The sequence below is a fragment of the Trebonia sp. genome, assembly GCF_049794275.1.
Lineage (GTDB): Bacteria > Actinomycetota > Actinomycetes > Streptosporangiales > Streptosporangiaceae > Trebonia.
The window spans coordinates 1-11,676 of sequence record NZ_JBARCR010000425.1; the positions used below are offsets into that span (position 1 = coordinate 1).

The window sequence follows — 11,676 nt, forward strand, 5'->3', positions numbered from 1 at the left end:
AAATTTCTTAGCGAACCTAACGAGATTTCGGGGAGCCAAACGGGGAGCCAACGCAGCCAGATGCTGGGCGACGCAAGGCGACGCACCCAGACGATCAGCCCAGCTAGCTGGCGCTTCACGCGACAGAAGGCGACGGCCCCAGACGCTTCGGTTGCGCCTTACAAGCGAAGGGTCACAGGTTCGAACCCTGTTGCGCCCACCAGGTCAGATGCTTCGGCTAGGCGCCGCGGGCATGGCGAAGACTCCATCTACTTCGATTCAGACAAGAACCGGTTCATCGGTGCGGTCTCGGTCGACTTCGGCCAGGACGGGAAGCGCCTGCGCCGGAAGGTCTTGAATCTGATGGCCAGCTCGTCCAGGCTGATGCTGAGCCCCAGTGCGATGAGCGCTAACCCGCGGCTGGTGATGACGGGGGGGTCTCTTTTCGTCGTCCTCGGTTTCCCGGGTGATGCCAAGAGGGCCGTCCAGCGGGCCCGCTCATCTCAGGAAGCGGTGGGCTCGGTGGCCGAACTGGCCGGCTCGATGATGATCTTCGCGTGCTTTCCCGGGGCTGCCAGCGTGTCGAAGGCGGCCGCGACGCCGGGCAGCCCGACCGTCCCGGTCGCGATTGGTGCCGCCCGCACCTTGCCCTCGGCGAGCATGTGCAGTGTGTCGCTGAACTCCAGCGGCGTGTAGCCCATGACAAAGCGCAAGTCGATCTCCTTGTTGACCGCCATCATCGGCCGGATGGTGTCCGGTTCCATGCAGACCCCGGCGACCACGACGCGCGAGTACAGCGGCGCGCTCGCGATGATGCCGTCCAGGATGCCGGGAACGCCGACGCACTCGAAGATCACCGGGTGCTTCGGCTTCCCGCCCAGCTTCTCCCCGATGCGCCAGACGTGCTGCCAGGGCACCGGCATGGGCCTCAGCTTTTCCATCGTCCCGATTGCGAGCCCGACGGCAGCTGGAAGGCTCCGCAGGAAACCGCGGTCTCCCGGCGCCTCGTACGGCGACTCGCCACCCGGGTCCACCACGATGTCCGCGCCGCAGGCGGCGGCAAGCTGCCGCCGGCCGTCCGAAAAATCGCTCGCCACGACTGCGGCGACGCCCTGGGCCTTGAGCATGCAGATGACGGCCAGGCCTACCGGGCCGCAGCCGATCACGATCGCGACGTCGCTTCTCCTGACCTCCGCGCGGCGGACCGCGTGCCGGCCGACCGCCAGTGGTTCGGTGAGGACGGCGAGCTTGGGCGACAGGCCGTTCGGGAGCGTGAACATGAGCGACTCCTCGACCACCACCTGCTCGGCGTATCCGCCCGGTGCCGCCGCGGACAGGCCGATCGCGTGCATCTCATCCGCGCGCCGGATGAGCGGCACCGCCACCACGGGTGTCCCGGTCGCGATTTTCCTCCGGGTCCCTGGCCCGTAGTCGGCGACCTGGCCGACGAACTCGTGGCCAAGCACCACCTGTTGATCGGAACGCATGAAGCCGTCGTAGCCGATCTCCGCCAGCACGTCGGCCTCCGCGTCGGCGTGCTGGCGGACGTGCAGGTCGGATCCGCAGATCCCGCAGCCGAGGACGTTGATGACGACCTGGCCGGGGCCGGGCCGCGGGTCCGGCAGGTCCACGAGCTGCAGGTCGGAATTCTGGCAGGTGACCGCCTTCATCGCATTGCCTTGCTCATGCGGGCAGGAAGCTGGGGTCGAAGGGCGGTAGCGGCTTGATCAGCGGCTCCAGCAGCTCACCGGCCTGCTTGGCGGTCAGCACGTCGGCTGGATCGAGTTTGATGAGAGCATGTTCGGCGTCGTCGAATTCCCAGAGGTCCTCGCCGATCAGGCGGCACTGGTCGTCGTACGGCCAGACCATGACCATCTGGAAACGCTCCAGGTACATCGCGCCGGCGTCGGCATCGACGCCAGAGGCCGCGAGTTCTGCGCCCAGCCGCTGCTGGTAGCCGATGCCCCGGCCCACGATCAGGTGGTCGCCGACCGCCACGGACTCGTCCTCCACGTAGAAGACGCACTGATCTGTCTGCGTCCAGTGCTGGTAGACCGCCTCCACCTGCGGGCGGCCGTCCAGCGCGAACCTCGGCTGCCCGATCAGGCTGAACCGGTAAAAGGGATGCTCGACCGTCATCTCGGGCGCGAAAATTTCCTGATATCGTCCCGCCGACTCCAGGTAACGGTGCCGGAGATAGGACTGGAGCAGGTACCGGTGGCGAGGGTTCTCGGTGACCTCGAGGACCCGCTCAACCGCTACATTCTGTTCCCTGATGTCGAGCTGCTTATCGCCGAACCGCGGCATTACCCTTGTCCTCTCGTTCAACTGTCTGATCTTTCAGCCGGGCGCAGTCGCCGACGGGGGACTGCGCCCGGCTTGGTCCTGAGCTGTCGCGCGATCGCGGCTCAGCTGTTGAGCTTTGCCAGTTCGGCCTCGACCATGGCTTCGTGCTCTTCCTCGTCGCGCTTGGCGTCCTTGGTGCGCCACCGGCCGCGCAGCAGCGGGATCGAGAACAGGAAGACGATGATTCCGCCGAAGCAGATCCAGTACCAGGTCTTCCACTGACCCACGGTGTTGGCGGCGGCCGTCTGCACGGCCGAGGCGTGGGCGGTGAGGTAAGCGGTCACCGACGGCGGCACCTTAGACAGCGCCGTCAGCTGCGCGCTGTACGGGGCCATGGCCGTCAGCTCGGCCGAGTACGGCGCGATGGTCTTCAGCTGGGCCGAGTACGGCGCGATGGTATTCAGGTCGGCTGCGTACGGTGCGACGGTCGCCAGCTGCGGGCCGACCGCGATGACGCCGTTGATCGCTGCCTTGTTGGCCGCGATCGCGGCGAGCACGCTGGCGCCCTTGGCCCCGCCGCCCGCGGCGGCGATCGCTTGCGCCTGCAGGGTCGGGTTAGACGGGTTGGCGGCTAGCTGGGCGAACAGCGCCGGGTGAGCCTCGATCACGGTCAGTTCCGGTGCGAACTTAACCGCGTTCGCCAGCTGCGTGCTGTAGGTGGTGGCGGTGGTCAGCACCGACGGCGGGATCTTGGCCGCGGTGGCGGTGACCGTGGGCGGGATGGCCGCCGCGGTGGCGAGCACCGTCGGCGGGACCTTCTGCGCGTCCGCTACCACCGCCGGGTGGCTCTGGGCGAAGGCGAGCTGGGGGGCGTACTGGGCCGCGTAGGCCTGAACGGTGGACCCATAGGTGACCAGCGGGGTGACCGAGCTGACAATGGCCGGGATGATCAGGAAGGAGGCGAAGACCACGACTCGCTGGATCCAGCCCCAGATCGCCAGCCCGGTCGCGGTGAGCGCCGGGTTACGGGCTTCCACCGTCTCGGTGAAGCTCGCCATCCACGGAGTGAAGGCAATGCCCAGCCCGAGCGACAGGACCGCCAGCATGACCGCAAGGGTGTAGTAGCCCGGGTGGTGGCCGGCCTGCTCCAGGTACACCACCGTCATGACCGCGGCGATAATACCGCCGATCACCATAAACGGCTTGCGCACCCGGAACCTGTCGGAGATGACACCGATCAGCAGCACCGCGATGACGTTGAACCCCCAGTTCCAGTTGCCGAGCCCGTTGGCGTTCTTGACCGAGAAACCGAACACTGTGGTCAGGTAAATGAGGGAGAATCCGACGGCCGTGTAGTAGATGAGCAGCATGACCGACACGGCGAACGCGGAGACGACGATGTCGGCCTTGAGCAGCTGCCGGAACGGGTGGCGCAGCGCCGCCTCGATGTCGAGCCCCTTCGCCCGTGCCTCGATCAGGGCGCGGTCGCGGATTGTCACCATCAGCTGGTCGCGCAGCCGGGGCGACAGCTCCCGCAGCCCTACCAAGGCGATCAGCCAGACGACAAGCCCCGCGATGCCGCAGATCACGTACTGGTGCGTCCAGATTCCCGGATCAGTGACGACGGCCGGGATGGTGGCGCTGCCGACGATCGCGACGATCAGGCTGCCCGCGACCGGGCCCGCGGTCCAGAAACCCATCGCCGTGGCCCGCCCCACCTGGGGAGAGAAGTCGCGGATCAGTGCCGGGGTGGCGACCAGGCAGATGCCCTCGACCAGGCCGACGCCGAAGCTCGCGATACCGAACGCCCACCGGTTGGTCGTGGCCGGAAGAACGAAGGCGGTAAGCACCCCGGTGACCAGCAGGCCCCCGACCACCAGGTTGGCCCGGCCCAGTCGGTCCGCGAGGCCGGCGAACAGCGAGCCGAACGCCCCGATCAGGTTCCCGACGGCCAGGATCACCACGAAGAACGTGAAGCTCATATGCAGGTCGGCCAGCACCAGGGTGGACACCGAGCCGACAACGTACAGCTCGTAGTACAGCGTGATGGTGGCCAGGACGGTAATCGCCAGGTAGAGCAGGCGGGGCCTGGTGTCGGGATACGCCTCGAGCTGCCGCCGCCACAACCACGACACGCCACTATTGCGTCTCGTACCGGTATTTTCCGCGGTCACACTCATACAGACCTCACCATCACCCTTGCTGGCTGCGTCCCGTGAACCGGGACTTCGAGGTCAATGTATCTGCACCGTCCGTGCAAATTCAATGGCGTAAGTGAGGCCTGGCGCGCTGTCCATCCAGGCGGCCGCCACCAGGCGGAATCACCGAGCCGGCCGGCGGCTCCCGGCGGCAGTGGCTGTCAACGGAATCCGGCCTCGGCGAGCAGCGCGACGAAGGTGGCGCGGAGAAGTTCCTCGGCCTGTCCCGGGTCGAGGCTGAGCTCGGTACGCAGCGACTCCCAGAACGACCAGATGCTCACCGCGTGCAGGCTATCGAGCAGCTGCTGGCGCTTCTTCCCGGCAAGTTCCGTCAGCTCTGGCGCGAAAATCGTCTCCAGGTCTGCCTTGGCCATCGCCAGCGTCCGCACCTTATTGTGCGTCAGCTCCGCGGAGAACGGCCCGTAAATGCGTGCCGCCCGCCAGCTGGGGGTCATCTGCTCCAGGATCCGCGCTCGCTGGCCGGTGAACTGCCTGACCCGTGCGGCCAGCGGCTGGCCCGGGTCGATTTGCTTCATAAGTGACCGCAGGATCTCGTCGTCGCGACGGTTGGCCTCGACCAGCAGCGCCTCCTTGTCGGCGAACTGCTGCCATACCGTGCGCAGCGACACTCCGGCCCGCTCGGCAACGCGCGGGGCGGTCGGACGGAGGTCACCCTCAGCATGCAGCGCGCGCATCGCGTCGACGATCGCCCGGCGGGAGCGGAGCGAGCGGGCGGCGCGGCCATCCGCTGGTTCGCTGTCGCTGACCGGCTGGCCGTGGCTCTCCGGCTGTTTGGCGGCATGCTGCACAGTCGTCATCGTAAGCGAGTGTCAGCCGCCGGAGGAACGATGCAGCAGGCGGGCCGCGTGTTCCAGAACGACATCTGGTCACGATATGTCGTCCGCGGCCGCCGCTGACTAGCGAACCTCTCCGTTCTCCGGCTGGATCATGCCGGTGATGTTGTACGGCTTGCTGATAACGCCGGGAAGCTCTGCAGCCTGTTGATGGCAGTTTGGGCACAAGATTCAACAAGATCGTCACGAATGGCCCACTCATTCGGTGGCCTGATGGTCGAGTATGAGGTGTCGACGTACCACGACCTGCGCGGTCTTCTCGTGCCCCGGCGACTTCCGCGGCTAGCCACCGCACCGGACCAACTCGGGCTCCGGCGCGGTGGCCGCTGGCATCACGGGATAGCGGGTCAGCCCAGGACGCTCCCGCCGAGCAGGCGTTCGGCGTTTCGATGGGCGATGTCCTCCTTCACGGCCTCTGGAAGGTCTGCCCCGAGCAGGAAGTCCACTGCGCCGTCGTTACCGACGAACGGGTAGTCCACGGCGTAGATCAGGCGGTCGGTACCGAGCACGTCCACGCAGAAGCGCAGGTGCGGCTCGGTGAACATTCCCGCGGGCGTGTAATAGCTGTTCTGCCGGACATAGTCGCCGATGGTGCGCTCCAGTTTCGTGGCCCGGGGCGGCAACGCCTCATCCAGGCGGTAGAGGAACCACGGGACCATCTCACCCCAGTGGCCGAGGATTACCTGCAGGTCTGGATAGCGGTCGAAAACGCCGCTGAGCACGAGGTGCAGGAAGTGGATTCCCGTCTCGTTGTGCCAGCCCCAGGCGGCGGTGGCGAAGCGGGCGGCGACGACCGGGTCCAGGCCCGCCTCGTAGTTGTCTGCGCTGGTCACGCGCGTCGGCAGGGCCGGGTGCAGGTAGATGGGGACGCTGAGCCGTGCAGCGGTGCGCAGGATGGGGTCGAAGCGTTCCGCGGAGAGGAACTCGCCCTCGGTCCGGCCCATGATCATGGTGCCGACGAAACCGAGGTCGCCGACGCACCGCTCAAGCTCGGCTGCGGCGGCGCCAGGCACGGTGGTGGGCAGCGCCGCGAAGGCGGCGAACCGGCTGGGATGACGCCGCACGGCGGCCGCGAGGGTATCGTTCGCCGACCGCACGAGATCGGCCGCGACGTCCGCCGGCACCTGCTGCGTGCTGAGGTTCGACAGCACCTGCATGGTGATCCCGTGCTTGTCCATGTCGGCGATACGGCCCTCGTCGAGGTCGCAGAGCACGTCCGGTGACGGCGTGTACGGCAACCCGGAGGCCGGGTCGAAGGCGACTCCCCAGTATGGGCTGAGCTGCTGCGCCGTGGCGGCGCTGGCCCGCGCCACTGCCGGGTTGAGCACGTGTTCCTCGATCGTGACGGTCCTCATCCTGCCTCCTCCGTCCGGCCTGGTGCGCCGGCGGCCGGGACGCCGGCACACCATACTGCCGCGATCTTGCTGACCGCGCTGATGTCCCGCAACGGGTCACCGTCGATGAGGACCAGGTCGGCCCGCTTGCCCGGTGCGATAACCCCACGATCGGCCAGTCCGAAGTACCGGGCCGCGAGAATTGTCGCTGACCGCAGCGCATCGACGGCGGACAGGCCCGCGCCGACCAGCAGCTGCAGCTCGTGGTGCAGGCTGGTGCCATACGGCGGGGATGCGGGCGCGGATGCTGCCTGGTTCGCGTCCGTCCCGGCGAGGATCGTGACGCCCGCCTGGTACCACTGCCCGACGGTGGCTCGGGCGACGTCGTAGGAGACGGGTACGCTGCCGGCCAGCCGCTCGACGATCGCCTCCATCATCGTCAGGGTGGGCACCACGACCTGCCCGCTGGCGCGGGCACGCTGCACGTCGCTGTCTTCCAGGGGCCGGTCAATGGGCGCGTGGGTGAGCACGTCGACGCCGCCTGCCTGCGCCAGCAGCACCGCGTCTCGTGTGGCGGCGTGGGCGATGGTACGCAGACCGTGCGCATGGGCGGCTTCCACGAGCGCCCGGACCGTGAGCTCGTCGAAGCCGGGCGGATCGACGATGATCTTGATGTAGTCGACGCTCTCGGCGACGCGCTGGGCGACGTAGGCCCTCGCCTCGTCGGGATCGGCGACCAGGCCCTGCGCGCGCCCCATCCGCTTGGCGTGCATGCTGGCGGGGTGGGTGGCACCGGTGCCGCTCGAGCGCACGTCGGTGACACCGGGTCGGCCGCGCAGCGACGCGACCAGCTCGGGCGGCCAGGTTCCCATGTCCAGCCCGGTAGTGACGCCGTAGCAGGCCAGCGCCGACAGCGTCGCGTCATCAGTGAGATGGATGTGGCAGTCGATCAGCCCGGGCAGCAGCACACCCCCGCCACCGTCCCAGGTGCGAGCGCCTGCCTGGTCGTCGCCGATGCGGTCGCCGTCGATGACGACCGTCGTCGGCTCGAGCAGCCGCTCGCCGTCGAATACCCGCACGTTGGTCAGCGCGATCTTGTCCATGTCTTCTCAAGTCCTTACCGGCCGCAGAGCATGGCCATTGTCGTGTCGAGAAATCCGGTCTCACCGTGTTGTTCAGCGGTCGGCGTCGGCCAGACAGCCGAGACCACCTGATCGGGCCGCACGATGATCAGTTCCGCGCCCAGGCGGCGCATGAGCGGTTGCTCGAGCCGCGTCACCGTGGCCGGGAGGCCCGCGGCCGCTGCGGCGCGGCCGGCGCGCGCTCCCAGTCCGCCGTCGGCCGTCAGGACCAGGTGCGTGCCGGTGACCAGGTCCAGCGTGGAGACCTGGGGAGACACCCACAGGTGGGGCAGGCGCCGGCCGGACGCGGCGCAGCTCGTCCAGGGTCCTGATGCGTGCGGTGACGCCTGCAGCACGGGGGAGTCCTCGTAGCGATGGCCGAGCACCAGGTCGATGCTGAAGTATTCGGCCCGCTTGGTCTGGGTGATGCGGCGGGCCGCGGCTGCCCGGGCCCGGTCGCCTTCCGGACCGGGTTCGTCGAGGCCGTCGTCGAGCAGTTCCGGCGCCAGGGTGGCCATGTTCGTGCTCGCCTCGTCGATCACCCGCCGTTGCAGCGGCCGGCGTTCCGCTTCGTAGGAATCGAGCAGTCGCGGACCTGCCCAGCCTGCCAGGCTGGCGGCGAGCTTCCAGCCCAGGTCGACCGCGTCGCCGATGCCGGTGTTGAGGCCGTGGCCGCCGAACGGCGGGTTGAGGTGGGCGGCGTCCCCGATGAGGAACACCCGCTCGCTGCGGCAACGGTCGACCAGTTCCATTCGCGCCGTCCACGGGTCGGTACTGACGACCTCGACCGGAAGCTCGCGTCCGAGGGCTCCGCTGATCAGCCGCCGGGCGTCGAAATCGGCCGAGCGGCCGTCGACGCCGAAGGCGATCAGCCACCACAGACCGTGCCGGTCGATCGGTCCCATCATCCCGGGGGTCTGACGGTTGAGCAGCCACGTCTGGACGGCGGGCGGGTGCGGCGCGGCGGTGACGAGTTCCTGGCTGCGGAACACCACGCCGGTGTTGGGGCGCAGCGCGGTTGACCCGACGTACCGGGCGCCGATCTGCTCGCGGACGACGCTGCGCGCACCGTCGGCCCCCGCCACGTACTCGGCCGTTACCCGGACCGCGTTCCCGGCCGGGTCGCAGAGGGTGGCACGGACTGGACCCGGCCCGGTCGTGTCAAGGCTGTGCAGCCGCCAGCCGAGCCGCAGGTCCACCGCCGGAAGCTTGGTCACGACGTCGCGCAGTACCTCTTCGAGCACGTACTGCGGCATCTGCTGCCCGCGTTCCGGGGAGTCGCCGTCGTCCGCGAGTCCCAGCACCCCGGTGAACCGGGTGATCTCATCGCCCAGGAAGCTGGTGCAGAAGGAGACATCCTGCGACCAGGAGACCGGCAGCGGCGCCGCCGCGCGCAGCAGTTCCGCTAGCCCCCACCGCCGGGCATGCTCCATGGTGCGCGTGTTCAGCGTCTTGGCCCGCGGCCGCAACCGGGTCGGCTGCGGCCGCGGCTCGACCACCAGGCACTCGACTCCACGCAGGCCCAGCTCGACCGCCAGCGCGAGACCGACCGGGCCCGCGCCGGCGATCAGCACCGGCGTATCGCGGGTACTCGACGTCAGTGTCATGCGACGGGGGCAGCCTGACCACGCAGTGCCATGCACTCCTGGGCGAATCCCAGCTGCATCAGGTCCAGGGCCGCCCCCATCAGGTGGTGATCGATCGAATGGCCGGTGCCGCGCAGGACCGGGGCGGACGCAGGAGCGGTGAAACGGCTCTCGTAGTCGGCGCGTGCCTCCGCCGAGGAATCCCACAGCGCGTCGTGGGCGGCGAGCACTGTAAGCACCGGCACCTTCACCGCCGCCGCGACGGCACTCAGCCGGTCGGCAGCCCAGACCGGAGCGCGCACCAGCTCGATGAACGGGGTGGGGGCGTAGGAGCCGTGCGCCGCGTTCCTGGCGGCTTCGGTGAAGGAACCTGCGGGGCCGAACATCACCCCGTCGCGCTCAGCGACCGGAAGATCGACCACGCCTGACAGCGGCAGGCTGCCGAGCGCCTCGGCGGCGCCCCCGGCCGGAATCCGTGCACCGTTACCGCTGGTGGCCACGCCGAGCAGCGGCCAGTGTGGGTGCCGGGCGGCGATCTCGAGGCTGATCATGCCGCCGATCGAGTGGCCGACCAGGACGACGCCCGGTGCCGGCCAGACGTCGAGCGCCTCGGCGATGACGCTGTCCAGGATCTCGGCTTGGCGGGCGAAGGTGTTCTCCTCCTCCGCGAGCAAGGTGCTCTCTCCGTATCCCGGACGGTCGATGGTGAGCACGGCGAACCCGTTGCGCCCGGCGATGTCGAGGAACGAGCCTGACGGGCCGCCCGCGACACTGAAGTACTCGCTGGTGTAGGTGCCGCCGTGCAGGGCGACCAGCAGCGGCAGTCCCGGGATCTCGGCCGCAGCGGCGTGGTAGGACACGGCCACCCGGCCACTGCCGGCAGCTATCAGTCTGCTTTCCATAGGTCCTTCTTCCTGGAGGCGGGCTAGCGACCCGCGATGGTCAGTGCGGCGTCGACGATTGAGCCGGTGTCGATCTGATGGATGCGGTAGGCGTCATCGAGGCCGGAGGACTGTCCGAACTCGGTCACGCCGAGGCAGCGGATAGGGTCGCCGCGTACGCCGGCCAGGAAGGCGAGCGTGTGCGGATGCCCGTCGAGCACGGTGACCAGCGGCGCGGGATGGCCGGCGGGGAAGAGTTCGTCGGCGATGCTGCCACCGACTCCTGTCTCCCGCCGGCCGCGCTGCTGGAAGGACCGGAAGACTAGGTCCGGGCTTGTCAGGCAGACGACGCCCGCGTTGACGCCTTCGGCCGCCAGCACCGCGGCGGCGGCGACTACTTCAGGCATGATCGCGCCCATCCCGATCAGGGTGACGTCCTCTTCCGCCACGGGGTGCCCGGCAGGCAGCCGGTAGCCGCCCGCTCGTGCCTGCTGCCGCCGGCGTTCCGCCAGCGCGGGGTCGGCGGGCACCTGAGCCAGAGCGGGGTCGACCGGGCGGGTGCTCAGCCGGAAGTAGGACGACGTTCCGCCGGGCACCCCGACGTGTTCCATGGCGTAGAGCAGGCACCACTCCAGGTCCTGGGCGAAGGCGGGCTCCCAGGCGATGCAGCCGGGCTGTTCGAGCCCGATCGAGGGGGTGCTAATCGACTGGTGTGCTCCGCCCTCCGGCGCGAGGCTGACGCCGGATGGCGTACCGACGAGGATCGACTGGCCGCCTGAGTAGATGCCGTAGGACCACGGCTCGAGCGCGCGGGAAACGAACGGGTCATACAGCGTCGCGATCGGGATGAGGCGCTTGCCCCACCGGGACCAGGTGGCGCCGAGCTCGCCGAGCAGCGACACCAGGTTGATTTCGGCGATGCCCAGTTCGATGTGCTGGCCGTTGCTGACCTCGCGCCAGCGCAGCACCCGTTCGGAGTCATCGGCGAACCAGTCATGCCGGTCCCGCACCGACCAAACGCCGGTCTTGTTGATCCAGCCGCCGAGGTTGGTCGAGGAGGCGACATCAGGGCTACAGGTGACCACGCGCTTAGCCGCTTCGGGGGCGTCGTGGGCGAGGTCGGCGAGGAAGCGGCCCAGCGCCGCCTGGGTGGAGACCGGTTTGCGGTGCGGATGGCCCAGCGATGCCGGGATGCTGACCGGGCGGGACGGCGCCACCGGGTCCCGGTACAGCTGCCGCGCCCGGCGCGCGCACAGCTGCCCGGCGGGTGTGCTGGGGTCGAAGCGCTGCCAGGGCCGGGCGGTGTCCATCCCGCTGGCGTCGGCCAGGGCCTGCATCTGCGCGGCGGTCAGCAGCGCGGAGTGGTTGTTGGGATGTCCCTCGGTCGGCAGCCCGCGGCCTTTGATCGTGTAGGCGAACACGACCGTGGGGCGGTTG

Annotated in this window: 9 protein-coding genes; all 9 read right to left on the reverse strand. The window is 68.9% G+C overall.

Annotated elements, in window-relative coordinates:
* Nucleotides 1–482: 482 nt before the first annotated feature.
* Entirely contained in the window at nucleotides 483–1,649 is a 1,167-nt protein-coding gene (locus WA805_RS11595; RefSeq protein ID WP_425242341.1) for a zinc-binding dehydrogenase, read from the reverse strand.
* Between the two features lie 13 nt (nucleotides 1,650–1,662).
* Nucleotides 1,663–2,286, reverse strand: coding sequence for a hypothetical protein (locus WA805_RS11600; RefSeq protein ID WP_425242342.1), 624 nt, complete (start codon nucleotides 2,284–2,286; stop codon nucleotides 1,663–1,665).
* 101 nt (nucleotides 2,287–2,387) lie between these two features.
* Entirely contained in the window at nucleotides 2,388–4,400 is a 2,013-nt protein-coding gene (locus WA805_RS11605) for an MFS transporter (RefSeq protein WP_425242343.1), read from the reverse strand.
* A 224-nt stretch (nucleotides 4,401–4,624) separates the two neighbouring features.
* On the reverse strand, nucleotides 4,625–5,281 hold the full coding sequence (locus WA805_RS11610; protein WP_422275893.1) for a TetR/AcrR family transcriptional regulator: 657 nt from the start codon (nucleotides 5,279–5,281) through the stop codon (nucleotides 4,625–4,627).
* A 383-nt stretch (nucleotides 5,282–5,664) separates the two neighbouring features.
* Nucleotides 5,665–6,672, reverse strand: a complete 1,008-nt coding sequence (locus WA805_RS11615; protein ID WP_422275891.1) for an amidohydrolase family protein — start codon at nucleotides 6,670–6,672, stop codon at nucleotides 5,665–5,667.
* Nucleotides 6,669–7,754 carry an amidohydrolase family protein gene (locus WA805_RS11620; protein ID WP_422290226.1) on the reverse strand — a complete coding sequence of 362 codons (1,086 nt, stop codon included), beginning with the start codon at nucleotides 7,752–7,754 and terminating at the stop codon, nucleotides 6,669–6,671. Before WA805_RS11620 ends, WA805_RS11615 begins: the two co-directional genes overlap by 4 nt.
* A gap of 14 nt (nucleotides 7,755–7,768) precedes the next feature.
* Complete coding sequence (locus tag WA805_RS11625) at nucleotides 7,769–9,379, reverse strand: FAD-dependent monooxygenase (RefSeq protein WP_425242344.1); 1,611 nt, start codon at nucleotides 9,377–9,379, stop codon at nucleotides 7,769–7,771.
* Complete coding sequence (locus WA805_RS11630; protein WP_422281954.1) at nucleotides 9,376–10,260, reverse strand: alpha/beta hydrolase; 885 nt, start codon at nucleotides 10,258–10,260, stop codon at nucleotides 9,376–9,378. The genes WA805_RS11625 and WA805_RS11630 overlap by 4 nt, the downstream gene beginning before the upstream one ends.
* Nucleotides 10,261–10,283: 23 nt before the next feature.
* Nucleotides 10,284–11,676 (reverse strand): transketolase-like TK C-terminal-containing protein (locus WA805_RS11635; protein WP_425242345.1); only part of this gene is annotated, 1,393 nt, incomplete at its 5' end.

Excerpts from the sequence above, each read along its gene's own strand:
- WA805_RS11595 (WP_425242341.1), bottom strand. The coding sequence starts at position 1,649 with ATGAAGGCGGTCACCTGCCAGAATTCCGACCTGCAGCTCGTGGACCTG.
- WA805_RS11600 (WP_425242342.1), bottom strand. The coding sequence starts at position 2,286 with ATGCCGCGGTTCGGCGATAAGCAGCTCGACATCAGGGAACAGAATGTA.
- WA805_RS11610 (WP_422275893.1), bottom strand. The coding sequence starts at position 5,281 with ATGACGACTGTGCAGCATGCCGCCAAACAGCCGGAGAGCCACGGCCAG.
- WA805_RS11615 (WP_422275891.1), bottom strand. The coding sequence starts at position 6,672 with ATGAGGACCGTCACGATCGAGGAACACGTGCTCAACCCGGCAGTGGCG.
- WA805_RS11620 (WP_422290226.1), bottom strand. The coding sequence starts at position 7,754 with ATGGACAAGATCGCGCTGACCAACGTGCGGGTATTCGACGGCGAGCGG.
- WA805_RS11625 (WP_425242344.1), bottom strand. The coding sequence starts at position 9,379 with ATGACACTGACGTCGAGTACCCGCGATACGCCGGTGCTGATCGCCGGC.
- WA805_RS11630 (WP_422281954.1), bottom strand. The coding sequence starts at position 10,260 with ATGGAAAGCAGACTGATAGCTGCCGGCAGTGGCCGGGTGGCCGTGTCC.